We start from the raw sequence: 17,625 nt of genomic DNA on the forward strand, positions 1-17,625 counted from the left end.
ATCGTGTAGACGAACGGAAAACGCGATGACACCTGCTGCTCGGGTACAGGCCTCGATCGAGATCCTCGATGACATTCTTGCCGGTGCACCGGTCGAGAAGGCGTTGACCGGCTGGGCTCGACGCAGTCGGTTCGCGGGATCTAAGGATCGCGCTGCGATCCGGGATCATGTGTTTGATGCATTGCGGTGCAAGCGATCCTTCTCGGCGCTCGGTGGGTCCGAGACGGGGCGCGGCCTGATGATCGGTGCCGCCCGATCCTTGGGCTCAGACCTAACGTCAGTATTTTCGGGCGCGCGATATGCACCTGCAGAGGTAACCGAGGCTGACCAACCCAGGTCATTTCAGAGCGACGCAGAACGTCTGGATATCCCCGAATGGTTGTGGCCCCAATTTCAGGCCGCGTTGAAGGACGAAGCTGAACTTGCCGCAGCCGCGCTACAATCGCGCGCTCCGATTCATCTGAGGGTCAACCTGCTGAAAACTGACCTGCCCACAGCCATTCAACGACTGGCTGCCGAGGAGATCACGGCGCATCCACATCCGGCCTGCGATACTGCATTGGAAGTTACCGAGGGCGCACGCAAGATATCTCAGAGCGGTCCGTATACAGATGGGCTGGTTGAGTTGCAGGATGCCGCAAGCCAGGCGGTTGTTGCCGCGCTTGATTTACAGCCAGGCATGCGTGTCCTGGACTATTGTGCGGGTGGCGGAGGCAAGTCCCTTGCTTTAGCGGCTACGGATATGGGTGTTCAGGTCATTGCCCATGATGCCAATCCCAACCGTATGCGCGACTTGCCAGCGCGCGCGGCAAGGGCGGGCGCGGATGTCAAGATCCTGACCACAGGCCAAATCACCGGTCAGGCCCCGTTCGATGTGGTTTTGACAGATGTGCCATGTTCCGGCAGCGGATCGTGGCGCCGCGCACCGGCAGGGAAATGGGCGCTTACACCGGAGCGCTTGGACGAGCTGACGCAGATTCAGGCCGCTATTCTACGAGACGTATCACCTCTCGTTGCGCCCAAAGGCGTGCTTGCCTATGCGACCTGCTCGATGCTGACGATTGAAAACGACGGCATTATTGATGGATTCTTTGCCAGCAATCCCGAATGGCAGAGCGGATACCGCAAAACGTGGCTGGTTTCACACGGGACCGATGGATTTTTTACAGCACACTTGACGCGAATATAAACTTTAAAACACAACCTTAAGAAGTTTATGTCACTGATCATTAAGCAGCAATTAACCATTGCAGGCAGATATTGATCAGAAATTGTAATAATCCGGGCTGTTTATGTCTATTCAATCTGAATTTACCCCCTCTCGATCAAGTGGATGGGGCATTGATCGTGGGCGCTATGCCTCACTGGCATTGATCGCCATTTTATTGAGCGTACTTTCCTTCTTTGACGTCTTGCCGCCACGGTTAAGTGCTGGGGTCGCAGCCGTTGGCTTGTCCTTCCTGGTAGTAGTGGTCTTTGCCTTGGCGCGCGCTTGGATATTGAATCAGATCGAAGCGCAAACATACGCTGCGATGACGGGTTTTCTAGAGCAAGAAACCGATGCCTGTGTCATTTCGGATGCGACGGGCGAGGTGCTAGTTGCGAACGCTCAGGCCAATGCGCGTCTTATTCGGAACGCGGGTACGCGACTAGATGAGTCTCTGCGTACCGTATTTGCAAACCCGTCGGCGGCGCTGTTGCGTTTGCAGTCTCATGCCCTGAAACGGGGTTTTTGGGAAGAAGATGTTGTCACGCGCGGACAAACAATACCGGTGTCTGTTTCAAAGCTGGGTGAAAATCGGTTTTGCTGGCGTTTTAGAATAGATGCACCCCAGATCTGGCGCAGCGTGCAGTGGCCGGTTCTGACGATCGGACGAAATGACGTGGTGCTAGATGCCAATGATGCGGCTATCGAGCTTTTTGGTCAAATTCCCACATGCCTCAAGCCGATGGTTCAAGCTGGCGGTGCAGTTGATGGTAGCATCATACAGATTAAAACCGGGGAAACCGAAGCACCATTCACTGTCACAACGCTAAGGCACAGCGGTATTGTGCGTGAGTTGCTTTTAACGCCGCTGCAGCACGCCGAAGGACCGCAGCACACGACATCATTTGCAGATTTGCCAGTTGCGATCATGTGCATGTCTCCCGATGGAGATGTTAGCGAAGCAAACCACCTCGCGGTTGAATTGGTCGGTGAGATCCAACCGGGGCGGACGAATATCGAAAGCATGATGCAGGGGCTCGGCTATCCGATCAGGGACTGGCTGGCGAGTGCTGCCGAACAAGGCGCAGCACCGCGGTCTGAATTCCTGCGTTTGGTGCGCAAGGACAAAGAGGTATTTGTGCAAGTTACGCTGTCACGGATTCTCAGGGATGGTCAGGTCTGTCTTATTGCGGTTCTGAACGATGCCACCGAACTGAAAACGATGGAGGCGCAGTTTGTTCAAGGCCAGAAGATGCAAGCCGTTGGGCAATTGGCTGGCGGGGTCGCACATGATTTCAATAACTTGCTGACGGCGATTTCGGGGCATTGTGATCTGTTGCTGTTGCGCCATGACCAAGATGACCCGAATTACGGCGATCTTGTACAGATCAATCAGAACGCCAACCGTGCTGCAGCGTTGGTCAGCCAGCTTCTGGCCTTTTCGCGCAAACAAACGCTCCGGCCCGAGGTGCTGGATCTGCGAGATACGATTTCAGACCTTATCCATTTGCTAAACCGTCTTGTGGGCGAGAAGGTCCGCCTGACGCTCAGTCATGACCCGGTGCTCAAATCCGTCTGCGCGGACAAGCGCCAGTTAGAGCAGGTCTTGATGAACCTGGTCGTCAATGCGCGTGATGCGATGCCTGAGGGTGGGGAGATTCGGATCGAGACCGAAGTAGTGACATTGGATCAATCGATCACGCGCGATCGGGCTACGGTACAGCCGGGGGAATATGTTACGGTCAAAGTCATCGATAGCGGCATCGGGATTCCTGCAGACAAACTGCAAAAGGTGTTTGAGCCATTTTATACGACCAAACGCACAGGCGAAGGGACGGGGCTGGGGCTATCGACTGTTTACGGGATCGTAAAACAGACTGGTGGTTTCATATTTGTCGACAGTGTGCAGGACCGGGGAACGGAATTTACCGTGCTCTTGCCTGTGAGTTCCCGGGTCCAAGAATCGGAGCCTGAGGCCCCCGATACGTCAGAGGTGCAAAGTTCCCGATTGGGTGAAGGCGTGGTTTTGTTGGTCGAAGACGAAGCCCCGGTGCGCGCCTTCGCAACGCGGGCGCTTCGCTTGAAAGGCTACACTGTGCTTGAAGCTGAATCAGCCGAAGATGCGCTGCAATTGTTGGACGACCCCAATTTGCTGGTGGATGTTTTTGTCACCGATGTCGTCATGCCCGGAATGGACGGCCCGACCTGGGTGCGCGAGGCCATGAAAACACGGCCTGAAGTGCGGGTGGTCTTCATGTCAGGCTATACTGAGGGGGCGTTCGGCGAATCTGGTCCTCAGATCGAAAATTCCACCTTCCTGCCCAAGCCGTTTTCGTTGACCCAGCTGACCGAAGCGGTGTTTCAGCAAATGAACTGAAAACGTTATTCGGCAGCACGATACAATGCGTATTCTGCGGCGTGCAATGATTGGAACCGGAGTTCAGTTTGTTTTGAGAAGTCCATTGGGCAAGCGGGCGAGACGTTCTCACGCGGTAGATCGATTTTACATTCCAGCCGATTCTGAAGGAAATCCAGTATCTTTTGCTGGCTGTCATATTTGAAGATATGCGCAACACCTTTACCGTTACTGCGGGGTTGCAAAAAATCGGTTTGGCATCCCACATCTGCGTAGGCCGGGCGGGGGTTTTGCATATAGGCGTCAAGGAATGCCTCGAAGCTTAAACCATTTGTGGAATGCGGATGACCTGCCAATTCGGCGCGCGTTCGATATCGATACCAACTTCCCAACCAATCGACAGGTTCGCGCACAATGGCCATGACGTCCATTTCTGCATCAAACATCTTGCGAAACATGGTCTGGAAGAAGCGATCATAGCGACGCATGTTCGCATGTTTCAGGTCTGTTGGTCCGGACACGACGATATCGGCCCGATCGCGCAAAGCTGATTGATACGCGGTGGAGCCGGTCTTTGGAACAGACAGAAGCGCAAGCCGCTTTTCATAGAAAACAAGCATTTATCTTTTCTCTTCAATGCCTTTCATGTCTCAGATTGTCGTAAACGACTCTTTAACACAATTGCTGAAGAGTAGTTTTCATAAGTTTTAGTTGAAATGTTCTCTTTTTGGTCCCATAAGGAACAAGAGGCGAACAAAGCAGCGATTGCCGCCCGATCAAGGGTGTGACAAAAGAGAAGGCGACAGGACAATGGCGGATCTTCTGACGATGAGCGACAAGAAAAACGCAGACAAGCAAAAGGCGCTCGACAGCGCATTGGCCCAGATCGAACGGCAGTTCGGCAAAGGCTCGATCATGAAGTTGGGCGAAGATTCCAAGCAGGATATCGATGCGAGCTCGACCGGGTCGCTGGGCTTGGATATCGCGCTGGGGATCGGCGGCCTGCCGATGGGGCGGATCGTCGAGATTTATGGCCCGGAAAGCTCGGGTAAGACCACGCTGACGCTGCACTGCATCGCTGAACAGCAAAAACGCGGCGGAGTCTGCGCGTTCGTCGACGCAGAACATGCGCTGGACCCTCAATATGCGCGCAAGCTGGGTGTGGATCTGGATGAATTGCTGATCTCTCAGCCCGACACTGGCGAGCAGGCACTTGAGATCACCGACACCTTGGTGCGGTCGGGAGCCGTGAACATGGTCGTGGTCGACTCGGTTGCGGCGCTGACGCCGAAATCCGAGTTGGAAGGCGACATGGGTGACAGCAGCGTGGGTGTTCAGGCCCGGCTGATGAGCCAGGCGATGCGCAAGCTGACCGGCTCGATCAATCGCTCGAACTGCATGGTGATCTTCATAAACCAGATCAGGATGAAGATCGGTGTGATGTTTGGCAGCCCGGAAACCACTACCGGTGGTAATGCGTTGAAATTCTACAGCTCGGTCCGCTTGGATATTCGCCGTATCGGTGCGATCAAGGATCGGGACGAAGTTGTGGGCAACCAGACCCGCGTCAAGGTCGTCAAGAACAAGGTGGCACCGCCGTTCAAGCAGGTGGAATTCGACATCATGTATGGCGAAGGCATCAGCAAAATGGGTGAGCTTCTGGATCTGGGCGTCAAGGCCGGTGTGGTCGAAAAGTCGGGTTCGTGGTTCAGCTACGGTGATGAGCGGATCGGGCAGGGCCGTGAGAATGCCAAGCAATATCTGCGTGACAATTCCCGTGCGGCGCTCGAGATCGAAGACAAAATACGTGCCGCGCATGGGTTAGACTTTGAAATGCCACCCGAGGCGGAAGAGGATGACATCCTCGAAGCTTAAAGCGTGCCTGAGGGGGAACCGAAGAAATCCCCCGGCACCCCGGCAGTGCTAAAATATCTGGAACAGGGTGGCTCCTCGGGGCCGCCTTGTTTCGTTTCGGATGGGCCAATGCTGTGGACACTCTCGGGGGGTGGGGCTAAACCTTTGCTGACCATAACGACTGCGCGCCGAGAGAGCCTTATGCCAACGCTGAACGACATTCGATCTACCTTCCTGAACTACTTTGCCAAGCAGGGGCACGAAGTGGTTGCGTCCAGCCCGCTGGTTCCGCGCAATGATCCGACACTGATGTTCGTCAACTCGGGTATGGTTCAGTTCAAGAATCTGTTTACTGGCGTCGAAACCCGCGACTACAGCCGTGCTACCACTGCACAGAAATGCGTGCGTGCAGGCGGCAAACACAACGATCTGGACAATGTGGGCTATACCGCTCGCCACCATACGTTCTTTGAAATGCTGGGGAATTTCTCATTCGGGGATTACTTTAAGCATGAGGCGATACCGTTCGCTTGGGAACTGATCACCAAAGAGTTTGGTATCGATAAGAACCGTCTGTTGGCCACTGTCTATCACACCGATGATGAGGCATTTGAAATCTGGAAAAAGGTTGGTGTCCCTGAAGACCGGATCATCCGCATCGCTACCAATGACAATTTCTGGCAAATGGGCCCTACCGGCCCCTGCGGCCCGTGCACCGAGATTTTCTATGACCACGGTGATCACATCTGGGGTGGGCCTCCGGGTTCGGCTGAGGAAGATGGTGATCGGTTCATCGAAATCTGGAACATCGTTTTCATGCAGAACGAACAGTTCGAAGACGGCTCGATGGTCGAACTAGACATGCAGTCGATCGACACCGGCATGGGATTGGAACGCATTGGAGCGTTGCTGCAAGGCAGCCACGACAATTATGACACCGATCTGTTCAAAACGCTGATCGAAGCCTCCGCGGATGCGACCGGTGTTGATCCTTATGGGGATCAAAACGTGCATCATCGCGTGATTGCGGACCACTTGCGTTCAACTTCGTTCCTGATCGCGGATGGTGTGATGCCGTCAAATGATGGGCGAGGGTATGTTCTGCGCCGTATCATGCGCCGCGCGATGCGCCATGCGCATCTGTTGGGGGCCAAAGATCCGGTGATGCACCGCCTGGTACCCACGCTGGTGCAATTGATGGGTGCGCAATATTCAGAGCTTGGTCAGGCGCAGCCACTGATCGAAGAGACACTGCTGCTTGAGGAAACTCGGTTCAAGCAAACTTTGGATCGCGGTTTGAAGCTGTTGGATGAGGAAGTCTCGGGCCTACCTGAAGGCGATCCACTACCCGGAGACGCGGCGTTCAAACTGTATGATACCTATGGTTTCCCGCTTGATCTGACGCAGGATGCGCTGCGCGAGAAAGGTCGAACCGTCGACACCGATGGATTTGACGTGGCCATGGCCGAACAAAAAGCCAAGGCTCGCGCGGCGTGGGCCGGGTCTGGCGAATCTGCCGATCAGGTGGTTTGGTTCGATGTGCTGGATGCGGCCGGTGCGACCGATTTCCTTGGCTACGATACTGAAAAGGCCGAAGGGCAGGTCGCTGCGTTGGTGGTCGATGGTGTATTGGTCGACAAGATCGAGAAGGGTGGTACCGGCTGGGTCGTAGTCAACCAGACACCGTTCTATGGCGAGGCCGGCGGCCAGGTCGGCGACACCGGTGAAATTCGCAGGCTGGATGAGCGCGACGATATCGCCCGTGTTGAAGACACCAGAAAGTTTGCTGATGGCAAAGTCTATGCTCACAAGGTCACGATTGATCATGGGGCGATCTCAAAAGGTGACGCAGTTGAGCTGGAAGTCGATCACGCGCGCCGCACGGCCATTCGTGCCAACCACTCCGCGACGCACCTTCTGCATGAAGCCCTGCGTGAGACATTGGGTGATCACGTGGCGCAGCGCGGGTCGCTCAACGCATCAGATCGTTTGCGGTTCGATTTCAGCCATTCCAAGGCTCTGACACTGGAAGAAGTGCAGAAAGTTGAGCGAGAGGTGAACGCATTCATCCGCCAAAACTCAACCGTGGAAACCAGGATTATGACACCTGATGACGCCCGTGAACTGGGTGCTCAAGCTCTGTTCGGTGAGAAATACGGGGATGAGGTGCGCGTGGTTTCGATGGGCAAAGCACCCACCGGCAAAGGCCAGGATGGCGAAACATGGTCGATTGAACTGTGTGGCGGTACCCATGTGCGCCAGACCGGTGATATCGGAACCTTCGTCGTGCTGGGCGACAGTGCCAGCAGCGCGGGCGTGCGGCGGATCGAGGCTTTGACGGGTGATGACGCATTTAAGTATCTGTCGAAACAGGATCATCGCCTTTCCTCAATTGCGCTTGAGTTGAAAGCGCAGCCTGATGACGTTGTGGCGCGTGTTAAGACTCTGCTGGATGAGCGTAAGTCGCTGCAAAACGAAGTTGCGCAGTTGCGCCGTGATCTGGCCATGGCCGGAGGCGCGGGGCAGGGCGGTGGAGCGGAAGCGCGCGATGTGAACGGCGTTGCGTTCTTTGCGCAGTCGCTCTCGGGTGTGTCCGGAAAGGACCTGCCTGCATTGATTGATGAGCACAAAAGCCGTTTGGGCACCGGTGCAGTATTGTTGATTGCTGATACCGGCGGCAAAGCGGCTGTTGCTGCGGGCGTCACGTCTGACCTGACAGACACGGTATCCGCGGTGGATCTGGTCCGGGCGGCGGTCGCTGAACTGGGCGGCAAAGGCGGTGGCGGACGGCCTGACATGGCACAGGGGGGGGGCAAGGATGCCTCGAATGCAGAGGCTGCAATCAAGGCCGCTGAACAGGTTTTGGGAGGATAAGATGCCAGCACTTTGGATCGCACACGTCACTGTGACAGATGCCGATGCTTATGGAAAATACGCCGAGCTTGCAGGGCCGGCAATTGCGGCGCATGGGGGTGAATTCATCGCCCGCGCGGCACGTTACGTGCAGTTAGAGGGCAAAGAGCGACCACGCAATGTGGTCGCCCGCTTCCCAACCGTCGAGGCTGCGGTAGAGTGCTACAATTCTCCTGCATATCAGCAGGCATTGGATCATGCCCGTGGCGCCAGCGAGCGAGAGCTGGTGGTCGTTGAAGTTACCGACTGAGAATCAGGCTCAATCTACCTTCGCATGAAATTTGCAAATTCTGCCCGGCCCAGAGCCGTGCGATCTGCCATGCATTTTAGCGTGGGCGGCTCTTCACGATCGCTCTGAATTTATACACATTATTACAATGGGTTGTGCATGCTTCCGGTTGGTTTTGAACATATTTCTCTGTCCGATTGTGGCACTTCGCGCCACTTTCTTGCGCGGAAATGGTCACGAAAAGTGACGAATTTCCGCCGTTTTTTCCGCTCAATCTCGGATTTGATTGCGTGACAACCACGGTTTGCGGATATGGTCCGGTGTACAGATGGGTTCTGATCCACGCAGTTTGCAGGGACTAATAGGACTCGAGGGACAGGCATGAAATTCTTTGGTACGACCTTAGACGCCCACTTAAAGAGCGCTGCCAAGCTTGGCGGGCTGTTTGGTTTGGCTATCCTGATTAACGGTTCGCTGTTGTTTGGGACTGAAGCATCGGCGAAAGATGCCGCGTTTATCCCGAGTATCGCTGCCTCGCCACCACCCTCCGGTGCGCGTCAGCTTTGTGGTAAGTATTCCTGGGCATGTGCGCAAAAAGGTATCGGTTCCTTATCCACCAGCCAAGAATTGAAGCTTGTCAAAGAAATCAACCGCCGCGTTAATCGATCCACGAGAGAGGTCACGGATCAGTCGCAATACAAAACCAGTGAACTTTGGGCGCTTCCAACGTCGCGCGGTGGTGACTGCGAAGATTTTGCGCTTCTAAAGAAAAGAGATTTGATCCAGGCTGGTTTCGACCCTCGTAAACTACTGCTCGCGACAGTGTTGGATACGCGCAGAAACTCTCATGCTGTTTTGGTTTATCGGTCAAGCGACGGCGATCTGGTTCTGGATAATTTGACCAATCAGATCAAGCCATGGAAGGCGACGCGCTATTTGTTCCTGAGGATGCAAGATCCTAAACAACCGCGAAACTGGGTCGGAGTTTACGGAAAGAGCTAGAAATCAGAGAAACAAAAAAGGGCGCGTGCAATGAGCAGCGCCCTTTTTCAGTATTAGTTATCAAACATACTAGTATTAGTTTTGTTTTTCGACTTTTTGCCCTTGGATTTTTTGTCCTTCGACTTTTTGTCCTTGGATTTTTTGTCCTTCGACTTTTTGTCCTTCGACTTTTTGTCCTTCGACTTTTTGTCTTTGGACTTTTTGTCTTTGGACTTTTTGTCCTTCGACTTTTTGTCCTTGGACTTTTTGTCCTTCGACTTTTTGTCCTTGGATTTCTTGTCCTTCGACTTTTTATCTTTCGACTTTTTATCTTTATCCTGCTTGTCATCAGGATCGTTGTCATTTCCGTCGTTCTCACCTCCCGGCGTCGGAGATCCGGGGTCGTTGTCTGGAGAAGAATTACCGCTGGGGCCGGAACTTGAACTTTCCCGCTCAGATTCATCTGATGGACCGTCGCCTGATCTTTGGTCGGCGAAGCCAATGCTTGCAGTTGGCAGGTCAGTCAAAACAGCTGCAAATCGCGGGCAATCAAGAATGGTACGTTCCAAGATCGACTCGAAATCGGCGCGCCGTTGGATATACCGGAGCATGCCCGAAGTAACCACGTCACACGCACATAGCGTATTCGAAGATACAGATTGTTTTGCCGTTCTCACGGTACATGTGCCAGCTGCCTGAGCGGAATTCACGAAGATGAAGGGTAAGATTGCGGAAGCAAAAGCAATCGATAACAGTTTGGATCTAATGCGCATCGCACGCTCCTTAAGCACTCGTTAACTACACCGCCGTATAAACAAACGGCGTCACACTTTGAACACAAAGTCCTCTTTCTATCGCCTATTTTCAAGCAAACTTTCTGTTGGATTTCTGTGATCCAGCTCACTCAAACGCGATTAACCCATAAAAAACAAAAAGAAGACCTGCTGTTGCACCAGGTCTTCTTTTTCTGTGTTGTTTCTAGTCTGACGCAAAAATGTCACGAATGTGGCAATGTTTCCAAAACGTGAACAAGTTCACAGCATTGATCAGGCTGATTTTGACATCCGTTTACGCTCATGCGGATCCAGATAACGTTTGCGAAGCCGGATCGCATTGGGCGTAACCTCGACCAGTTCATCGTCGTCGATATAAGCGATTGCCTCTTCAAGCGAGAACTGAATATGAGGGGTCAGCCTTACTGCGTCGTCCGAGCCGCTGGCACGCACGTTTGTCAGCTTCTTCCCTTTCAGCGGATTCACTTCTAGATCGTTGTCTCGCGAATGCTCTCCGATCACCATGCCCTGATAGACATCAGTTTGCGGGCCAACGAACATGCGGCCACGCTCTTCCAAATTCCAAAGCGCATAGGCAACCGCCTGGCCGTTTTCCATCGAGATCAGAACACCTGCGCGTCGGCCGGGGATCTGTCCTTTATGGGCCGCCCAGCCGTGGAAGACACGGTTCAAGACACCAGTTCCGCGCGTATCGGTCAGGAACTCTCCGTGATAGCCGATCAGGCCACGAGACGGCACGTGGGCGATGATCCGGGTTTTGCCTGCCCCTGCAGGGCGCATTTCAGCCAGTTCACCTTTGCGCGCACCCGTGATTTTCTCGATCACCGCGCCAGAATATTCATCATCCACATCGATCGTGACTTCTTCGATAGGTTCAAGGCGCTGGCCGTCCTCCTCGCGGAACAAAACCTGTGGGCGCGAGATGCTGAGCTCGAATCCTTCGCGGCGCATGTTTTCGATCAGAACACCCATCTGCAATTCGCCGCGACCAGCAACCTCGAAGGCCTCGCCGCCGGGCGTGTCGCTGATGCGGATGGCTACGTTCGATTCGGCTTCTTTCATCAGGCGATCACGAATGACCCGAGACTGAACCTTTTTGCCGTCACGACCGGCCAGCGGGGAATCGTTTATGCCGAAGGTCACTGTGATGGTTGGCGGATCGATAGGCTGGGCAGGCAGGGCCTCGTCGACTTGCGGGGCTACAAGGGAATCTGCCACGGTGGCTTTGCTCATACCCGCAATCGTGACAATGTCGCCTGCTTCAGCGACGTCGATGGGTTGTTGAGCTAATCCACGGAATGCAAGGATTTTCGACGCGCGGAAGCTTTCAATCTGGGTGCCGTCTCGGCTGAGTGCTTTGAGGCTGTCACCCGCTTTCAGAGTTCCACTTTCCACACGACCGGTCAGAATGCGACCGATGAATGGATCGCTGCCCAAAGTGGTGGCGAGCATCCTGAACGGTTCGTCCTTTTTCTCGATCTGCTTGGGTGCGGGGACGTGATCAACGATCAGATCGAACAGGGCGGTCAAGTCCTTGCGCGGACCGTCAAGCTCCATATCGGCCCAGCCGGACCGGCCCGAAGCATACATGGCCGGGAAGTCCAGCTGATCGTCATCGGCGCCCAAGTTGGCGAAAAGGTCGAAACATTCGTCCAGCGCGCGATCAGGCTCGGCATCGGGTTTGTCGACCTTGTTCAGCACGACAATCGGGCGCAGGCCCAAAGCCAGCGCCTTTGAGGTCACGAATTTGGTTTGCGGCATCGGGCCTTCGGCGGCGTCGACCAGCAGTACAACGCCGTCGACCATGCTGAGAATACGTTCGACTTCCCCACCGAAATCAGCGTGGCCGGGGGTGTCGACGATGTTAATGCGGGTATCCTTCCACTCAACGCTGGTGGCTTTGGCCAGGATGGTAATGCCGCGTTCGCGTTCCAGGTCGTTGCTGTCCATGGCGCGTTCTGCCACGGCCTGGTTTTCCCGGAACGCGCCGGATTGTTTAAGCAGCTCATCCACCAGGGTCGTCTTGCCGTGGTCCACGTGAGCGATGATTGCGATGTTGCGCAGGTCCATGAGAGGTCAGCCTTTGAACGGGAAGTTGCCGCGCGCATAACGCGGCGCGACAAAATATACCAGCCCTAACCGGCGGTCAGTGGCCCGCTGTAGCTGAAAACAGGTGGATGATCAGAATGCCGCTCAAAATCATGCCCAAACCCAAGACTGCGGGCCAATCGAGTTTTTGGCCAAAAACCAGAAATCCAATCAGTGCGATCAGGGCAATACCAAGGCCCGACCAGATTGCATAGACAATGCCCACAGGCATGACCTTTAACGTGAGGGCCATAAGATAAAAGGCCGACCCATAGCCAACCACGACAAGAGCCGACGGCCAAAATCGCGTAAACTGATGGCTAGCCTGCAACGCAGTCGTGCCGATGGTTTCCGCGATAACAGCCAACATTAGGATTAGGTAGGTCTTTGGCACGAGCGATGCCTCTCTGAATTATCGCGAAAGGTTGAGCATACTTGCGATCATTTGGGCAAGGGGATTCAGTTGCAGATGATCAAAACCCTAACTTTACCAAAGGTCAGGTAAACCCGACTATTCGGGCTTTTGCATTCGTGCTAAACACTCGATTGTTTTTAGTGTGTTTTTAATGAGTTTGATAAGATGACGACTTTTGCAAAATCGGTCATTATCGCTTCGGTTTTGATTGTGGCGTTGGGGTGGCTTGCAGACGGGGGGTCCGTCGACATTGATGCAGCCCAGAGTGTTGAGCGGTTCACAGGTTTTCCGGTTTAGGCGCCCACCGAGCGATATCCTCGAAAAGGAGCTTTCGGGCTCCTTTTCTTTTCTTCAGACGCTAAGCAATCTTTACTGCTTTTCGATCGCTTTCAGCTTGGATCGATGTTCAGACAGTCTTTTCACCACGAATTGCCGTGCCTTACGTTCCGCCAGCCTAACCCGGATTTCGGTCAAGAACGCTTCTTCCAGAGATTGCGAGGCTGCACCGAGAACGTCTCCAACCTCCACAAAGAATCGATCCTCGCCCGTCTCGTCCATAACCTTCATCGTGTCCTCGGCCAATCTGGCGGCGAGGGTAGTGATGGTATCGGACATCAGCGCGTATTCTCTGTCAGGCGGCGTTTCACGTAATCCGTCACATCTGTCATCAGCGTGTCCATGTGGCGGTCTTGGAAGAAGTGATCGGCACCTTCCACCTCATTATGGGTGATGGTGATACCCTTTTGTTCATGCAGCTTTCCGACCAGAGACGCAGTGTCTGCAGGTGGCGCGACACGGTCCGCCAATCCGTTGATGATCAAGCCAGAAGACGGGCAGGGTGCCAGGAACGAAAAGTCGTACATGTTTGCGGGCGGCGATACACTGATGAAGCCAGTGATCTCGGGGCGGCGCATCAGAAGCTGCATTCCGATCCATGCACCGAACGAGAACCCAGCGACCCAGCAATGCTTGGAGTTGTTGTTCATCGACTGAAGGTAATCCAGCGCTGATGCTGCATCGCTCAGCTCACCTACACCCTGGTCATACTCGCCCTGGCTGCGACCAACGCCGCGAAAGTTAAAACGCAGAACCGTGAAGCCCATGTTGTAAAAGGCGTAATGCAGGTTATAGACCACCTTGTTGTTCATGGTCCCGCCAAATTGTGGATGCGGGTGAAGCACGATAGCGATCGGTGCGTCTTTTTCCTTTTGCGGGTGGTAGCGGCCTTCCAGGCGGCCTTCGGGTCCGGGAAAAATCACCTCGGGCATGTGTGCTTTGGTCCTGTTTTTTGACGCGTCGGCCCCGAGATTATCTTGACGGTAATCCTCAGGTACCTTAGAACGGTTCTAATTACATTGTGTCGCGTGAAAACGCTGTCAGTGGGAGATACGCACTGGCTCGGGCGACGTCAATGTTTTCGCGCAGTTCTTGCCTGAAGGAAACAAAATGAAGCTGTCGACCAAAGGCCGCTATGCGATGGTTGCGCTGGCGGATATCGCCCTTCAGTCCTCGGACAAACTCGTCACGTTGGGCGAGATTTCCGAACGTCAGGATATTTCACTGCCGTATTTGGAGCAGCTTTTCGTGAAACTGCGCCGAGCTGATCTGGTCAGTTCAGTACGCGGACCGGGTGGGGGCTATCGCCTGGCGCGACCTGCCTCGGAAATCCGTGTGGTCGAGATACTGGCCGCGGTTGATGAGACGGTGGATGCGATGCACAAGGGGGCAGGTGCCTCGGGCGCGTCTTCGGGCAGCCGGGCGCAGTCACTGACCAATCGGTTGTGGGAAAGCCTGAGCGCGAATGTTTACGTATTCCTGCATCAAACGCGGCTGTCGGATGTAATCCGGAATGATCTTGCACCGTGTCCTGCTGTTCCCAGCTTGTTCGCAGTCGTGGACGATTGATCTGATGACGTGTTTCTGTGTTCCGTCAAAACCCATCTTGGAAAAGATACATCTATGAAACGGGTTTATCTCGACCATAACGCAACCGCCGCTCTGAGGCCCGAGGCCCGCGATGCAATGATCGCGGCGATGGATTTGGTGGGCAATCCGTCCTCGGTCCATGCCGAAGGGCGCGCCGCAAAAGCGGTGGTCGAGAAAGCGCGGGCTCAAATCGCAACAGCGTTTGGGGCCGATGGTGCCGACATCGTGTTTACATCCGGCGCGACGGAGGCAGCGGCTTTGGCCATGGCGGGGCGCGATCTTCAAGGCGCAACGATTGAACATGACGCGGTAAGGGCCTGGATTGATGAGGTTTTGCCTGTGGCCCAGAGTGGGCACGTTGACGTTCTGGAGGCGTCCCGATCCACGCTGCAACTGGCCAATTCGGAAACCGGGATTGTTCAGTCTTTGCCTGCCGGTCTTGCGGTCACTGACGCGACTCAGGCTTTTGGTAAGTTGCCGATAGCCTTCAACTGGCTGGGGGCTGAGATGGCGCTGATTTCAGCCCACAAACTTGGCGGGCCAAAAGGGATCGGGGCGTTGGTGATGAAGCGCGGCACCGATCTTGCTGCGCAAATCAAGGGCGGCGGGCAGGAGATGGGGCGTCGCTCGGGTACAGAAAATGTCACCGGAATTGCGGGGTTCGGAGCAGCAACTGAAGCCGCGTCCCGTGATTTAGCAAATGGCGTTTGGGAAAACGTTGCAGAACTTAGAAATATTCTAGAAAACGCTCTTGAGGCTGGTACGAAAGCTACTATTTTTGTCGGGAAAGACCAAGGGCGACTCCCCAACACTCTGTGCTTCGCCACACCAGGCTGGAAGGGTGAGACCCAGGTCATGCAGATGGATTTGTCGGGATTTGCGGTCAGCGCAGGCTCGGCCTGTTCCAGCGGCAAGGTTCGTGCAAGCGCCGTACTGACGGCCATGGGATTTGATGAGATGACCGCCTCCAGCGCAATCCGCGTATCGCTGGGGCCAGAGACGGCAGAAGAAGATGTGCTGCGTTTCGCGGAAACGTGGCTTGAAAAAGAGAAAAAGCATCGCGCGCGGGCCGCGTGATCTGACGGAGGGTGAATTATGGCCGCTTTGGACCAGACCCAGGTGAAAGAGGGTGTCGATCAGGAAACCGTAGACGCGGTTCGCGAGGTCAGCACTTATAAATACGGCTGGGAAACTGATATCGAGATGGAGTATGCGCCAAAAGGCGTGAATCCCGATATCGTTCGTCTGATCTCGGACAAAAATGATGAACCTGAGTGGATGACCGAATGGCGTCTGGCCGCGTTCGAGCGCTGGACCCAGATGGAAGAGCCTAAATGGGCGATGGTGCACTACCCGCCGATCGACTTTCAGGACCAGTATTATTATGCCCGTCCGAAATCGATGGAAGATAAACCCAAATCTCTTGATGAGGTCGATCCCAAACTTCTGGCGACTTACGAAAAGCTGGGTATCCCTTTGAAAGAACAGATGATCCTGGCAGGTGTCGAGGGCGCTGAGAATGCACCGGCAGAAGGCCGTAAGGTTGCTGTTGATGCAGTATTTGACTCGGTTTCGGTCGGGACGACTTTTCAGGAAGAGTTGAAGAAAGCCGGCGTTATCTTCTGCTCGATTTCCGAGGCGATCAAAGAGTATCCGGAACTGGTCAAGAAATACCTAGGGACGGTCGTACCGGTCTCGGACAATTTCTATGCCACGCTGAACTCAGCTGTATTCTCGGATGGTTCATTCGTCTACGTCCCGCCTGGCGTGCGCTGCCCGATGGAACTGAGCACATATTTCCGCATCAATGCAGAAAATACCGGCCAGTTTGAGCGCACGCTGATCATCGCCGACAAGGGCTCTTACGTCTCGTATCTGGAAGGCTGCACGGCGCCCCAGCGCGACACCGCTCAGTTGCACGCGGCGGTTGTCGAGATCATCGTCGAAGAAGATGCCGAGGTGAAATACTCGACCGTTCAGAACTGGTTCCCCGGGGATGAGAATGGCAAAGGCGGGATCTACAATTTCGTGACCAAGCGCGCCGATTGTCGGGGTGATCGCTCCAAGGTGATGTGGACGCAGGTCGAAACCGGCTCAGCCGTAACCTGGAAATACCCGTCCTGCATCCTGCGTGGCGACGATAGCCAGGGTGAGTTCTACTCGATCGCGATCACGAACAACATGCAGCAGGCCGACACCGGCACCAAGATGGTTCATCTGGGCAAGAACACCAAGTCGCGGATCGTATCGAAAGGGATCAGTGCCGGTAAGGCGCAGAACACCTATCGTGGTCTGGTGTCGATGCATCCAAAGGCCAAGGATAGCCGCAACTATACGCAGTGCGACAGCTTGCTTATTGGCGACAAATGCGGGGCGCATACGGTTCCGTATATCGAGGTGAAGAACAACTCATCTCGGGTCGAGCACGAGGCGACGACATCAAAAGTGGATGACGATCAGCTGTTCTATTGCCGTCAGCGTGGCATGGACGAGGAAGAAGCCGTGGCCTTGGTCGTCAACGGGTTCTGCAAGGACGTTCTGCAGGCGCTGCCGATGGAATTTGCGATGGAAGCGCAACAGCTTGTGGCAATCAGCCTTGAGGGATCAGTCGGCTGATGACACCAAAACCCCAACAGCGAATCCGAAAGGACGATGTCCTGACCGTGCTTGGCTATGCGTTGCCGGTGCTCGGCGGCCTGTTGGGGGTTGCTTACGTCAATACCAAGTACATGGACTTCATAAACCCGGTTTGGGCAGTGGGCGCAGGCGCGTTGCTTGGATGGATCATCGCCCGCGTGATCCGCAAGGTGCTGGGATAAGAACTTATCGGGGTCGCAATGCGCCCCTTGCGAGATGCTAAAG

17 protein-coding genes are annotated in these 17,625 nt (G+C 54.7%); 11 read left to right on the top strand and 6 right to left on the bottom strand.

The genetic code is table 11. The annotated features are described in order from the left end of the window. The first annotated feature begins 25 nt into the window (after positions 1 to 25). Both ACRZ96_RS02350 and ACRZ96_RS02355 read left to right on the top strand, forming a co-directional pair. Entirely contained in the window at positions 26 to 1,189 is a 1,164-nt protein-coding gene (locus ACRZ96_RS02350; protein WP_480771454.1) for an RsmB/NOP family class I SAM-dependent RNA methyltransferase, read from the top strand. 103 nt (positions 1,190 to 1,292) lie between these two features. Beyond that, positions 1,293 to 3,584 (top strand): ATP-binding protein, encoded by a 2,292-nt coding sequence (locus tag ACRZ96_RS02355; RefSeq protein ID WP_480814202.1) that lies wholly within the window; start codon positions 1,293 to 1,295, stop codon positions 3,582 to 3,584. Positions 3,585 to 3,589: 5 nt separating this feature from the next. On the opposite strand, the gene ACRZ96_RS02360 is transcribed toward ACRZ96_RS02355, so the two are convergent. Then, positions 3,590 to 4,183 carry a gamma-glutamyl kinase gene (locus ACRZ96_RS02360; protein WP_480704877.1) on the bottom strand — a complete coding sequence of 198 codons (594 nt, stop codon included), beginning with the start codon at positions 4,181 to 4,183 and terminating at the stop codon, positions 3,590 to 3,592. A 190-nt stretch (positions 4,184 to 4,373) separates the two neighbouring features. Here ACRZ96_RS02360 and recA point away from each other — a divergent pair, with 190 nt between their 5' ends. The 4 genes from recA (at position 4,374) to ACRZ96_RS02380 (ending at position 9,561) form a co-directional block, all read left to right on the top strand. Continuing rightward, a complete protein-coding gene (gene recA / locus ACRZ96_RS02365) occupies positions 4,374 to 5,438 on the top strand; it encodes a recombinase RecA (protein ID WP_170393025.1) in 1,065 nt (354 codons plus the stop codon). A 180-nt stretch (positions 5,439 to 5,618) separates the two neighbouring features. Continuing rightward, a complete protein-coding gene (gene alaS / locus ACRZ96_RS02370; RefSeq protein WP_170510786.1) occupies positions 5,619 to 8,291 on the top strand; it encodes an alanine--tRNA ligase in 2,673 nt (890 codons plus the stop codon). 1 nt (position 8,292) lies between these two features. Beyond that, complete coding sequence (locus ACRZ96_RS02375; RefSeq protein WP_170509800.1) at positions 8,293 to 8,580, top strand: DUF1330 domain-containing protein; 288 nt, start codon at positions 8,293 to 8,295, stop codon at positions 8,578 to 8,580. A gap of 360 nt (positions 8,581 to 8,940) precedes the next feature. Further along, positions 8,941 to 9,561, top strand: coding sequence for a transglutaminase-like cysteine peptidase (locus tag ACRZ96_RS02380; protein WP_170509802.1), 621 nt, complete (start codon positions 8,941 to 8,943; stop codon positions 9,559 to 9,561). Positions 9,562 to 9,614: 53 nt separating this feature from the next. Here ACRZ96_RS02380 and ACRZ96_RS02385 read toward each other — a convergent pair whose 3' ends face one another. The 3 genes from ACRZ96_RS02385 to ACRZ96_RS02395 form a co-directional block, all read right to left on the bottom strand. Continuing rightward, complete coding sequence (locus ACRZ96_RS02385; protein WP_480814203.1) at positions 9,615 to 10,313, bottom strand: hypothetical protein; 699 nt, start codon at positions 10,311 to 10,313, stop codon at positions 9,615 to 9,617. Between the two features lie 273 nt (positions 10,314 to 10,586). Beyond that, entirely contained in the window at positions 10,587 to 12,404 is a 1,818-nt protein-coding gene (gene typA / locus ACRZ96_RS02390; RefSeq protein WP_480814204.1) for a translational GTPase TypA, read from the bottom strand. 76 nt (positions 12,405 to 12,480) lie between these two features. Further along, complete coding sequence (locus tag ACRZ96_RS02395) at positions 12,481 to 12,816, bottom strand: DMT family transporter (protein ID WP_480453698.1); 336 nt, start codon at positions 12,814 to 12,816, stop codon at positions 12,481 to 12,483. Between the two features lie 186 nt (positions 12,817 to 13,002). Here ACRZ96_RS02395 and ACRZ96_RS02400 point away from each other — a divergent pair, with 186 nt between their 5' ends. Next, positions 13,003 to 13,134 carry a hypothetical protein gene (locus tag ACRZ96_RS02400; protein ID WP_480590294.1) on the top strand — a complete coding sequence of 44 codons (132 nt, stop codon included), beginning with the start codon at positions 13,003 to 13,005 and terminating at the stop codon, positions 13,132 to 13,134. Positions 13,135 to 13,206: 72 nt separating this feature from the next. Here the strand turns inward: ACRZ96_RS02400 and ACRZ96_RS02405 are convergent, their stop codons facing one another. Continuing rightward, positions 13,207 to 13,452, bottom strand: coding sequence for a hypothetical protein (locus tag ACRZ96_RS02405; protein WP_170393030.1), 246 nt, complete (start codon positions 13,450 to 13,452; stop codon positions 13,207 to 13,209). Continuing rightward, positions 13,452 to 14,105, bottom strand: coding sequence for an alpha/beta hydrolase (locus ACRZ96_RS02410; RefSeq protein WP_008758207.1), 654 nt, complete (start codon positions 14,103 to 14,105; stop codon positions 13,452 to 13,454). The genes ACRZ96_RS02405 and ACRZ96_RS02410 overlap by 1 nt, the downstream gene beginning before the upstream one ends. 178 nt (positions 14,106 to 14,283) lie before the next feature. On the opposite strand from ACRZ96_RS02410, the gene iscR reads away from it, so the two are divergent. The 4 genes from iscR to ACRZ96_RS02430 are packed head-to-tail and all read left to right on the top strand — an operon-like array spanning position 14,284 to position 17,582. After that, a complete protein-coding gene (gene iscR, locus ACRZ96_RS02415) occupies positions 14,284 to 14,742 on the top strand; it encodes a Fe-S cluster assembly transcriptional regulator IscR (protein WP_170393031.1) in 459 nt (152 codons plus the stop codon). 54 nt (positions 14,743 to 14,796) lie between these two features. After that, the gene (locus ACRZ96_RS02420) at positions 14,797 to 15,840 is read left to right on the top strand and encodes a cysteine desulfurase family protein (RefSeq protein WP_480704868.1); all 1,044 of its coding nucleotides are present in this window, start codon (positions 14,797 to 14,799) and stop codon (positions 15,838 to 15,840) included. Between the two features lie 18 nt (positions 15,841 to 15,858). After that, positions 15,859 to 17,379 (top strand): Fe-S cluster assembly protein SufB, encoded by a 1,521-nt coding sequence (sufB, locus tag ACRZ96_RS02425; protein WP_480814205.1) that lies wholly within the window; start codon positions 15,859 to 15,861, stop codon positions 17,377 to 17,379. Then, on the top strand, positions 17,379 to 17,582 hold the full coding sequence (locus tag ACRZ96_RS02430; protein WP_170405842.1) for a hypothetical protein: 204 nt from the start codon (positions 17,379 to 17,381) through the stop codon (positions 17,580 to 17,582). Before sufB ends, ACRZ96_RS02430 begins: the two co-directional genes overlap by 1 nt. Positions 17,583 to 17,625 lie beyond the last annotated feature (43 nt).

Source organism: Ruegeria sp. CF1, from assembly GCF_056537445.1.

Bases quoted from the DNA above. Each gene is read 5' to 3' on its own strand.
- ACRZ96_RS02350 (WP_480771454.1), top strand. From the start codon at position 26: ATGACACCTGCTGCTCGGGTACAGGCCTCGATCGAGATCCTCGATGAC.
- ACRZ96_RS02355 (WP_480814202.1), top strand. From the start codon at position 1,293: ATGTCTATTCAATCTGAATTTACCCCCTCTCGATCAAGTGGATGGGGC.
- ACRZ96_RS02360 (WP_480704877.1), bottom strand. From the start codon at position 4,183: ATGCTTGTTTTCTATGAAAAGCGGCTTGCGCTTCTGTCTGTTCCAAAG.
- recA (WP_170393025.1), top strand. From the start codon at position 4,374: ATGGCGGATCTTCTGACGATGAGCGACAAGAAAAACGCAGACAAGCAA.
- alaS (WP_170510786.1), top strand. From the start codon at position 5,619: ATGCCAACGCTGAACGACATTCGATCTACCTTCCTGAACTACTTTGCC.
- ACRZ96_RS02375 (WP_170509800.1), top strand. From the start codon at position 8,293: ATGCCAGCACTTTGGATCGCACACGTCACTGTGACAGATGCCGATGCT.
- ACRZ96_RS02380 (WP_170509802.1), top strand. From the start codon at position 8,941: ATGAAATTCTTTGGTACGACCTTAGACGCCCACTTAAAGAGCGCTGCC.
- ACRZ96_RS02385 (WP_480814203.1), bottom strand. From the start codon at position 10,313: ATGCGCATTAGATCCAAACTGTTATCGATTGCTTTTGCTTCCGCAATC.
- typA (WP_480814204.1), bottom strand. From the start codon at position 12,404: ATGGACCTGCGCAACATCGCAATCATCGCTCACGTGGACCACGGCAAG.
- ACRZ96_RS02400 (WP_480590294.1), top strand. From the start codon at position 13,003: ATGACGACTTTTGCAAAATCGGTCATTATCGCTTCGGTTTTGATTGTG.
- ACRZ96_RS02405 (WP_170393030.1), bottom strand. From the start codon at position 13,452: ATGTCCGATACCATCACTACCCTCGCCGCCAGATTGGCCGAGGACACG.
- ACRZ96_RS02410 (WP_008758207.1), bottom strand. From the start codon at position 14,105: ATGCCCGAGGTGATTTTTCCCGGACCCGAAGGCCGCCTGGAAGGCCGC.
- iscR (WP_170393031.1), top strand. From the start codon at position 14,284: ATGAAGCTGTCGACCAAAGGCCGCTATGCGATGGTTGCGCTGGCGGAT.
- ACRZ96_RS02420 (WP_480704868.1), top strand. From the start codon at position 14,797: ATGAAACGGGTTTATCTCGACCATAACGCAACCGCCGCTCTGAGGCCC.
- sufB (WP_480814205.1), top strand. From the start codon at position 15,859: ATGGCCGCTTTGGACCAGACCCAGGTGAAAGAGGGTGTCGATCAGGAA.
- ACRZ96_RS02430 (WP_170405842.1), top strand. From the start codon at position 17,379: ATGACACCAAAACCCCAACAGCGAATCCGAAAGGACGATGTCCTGACC.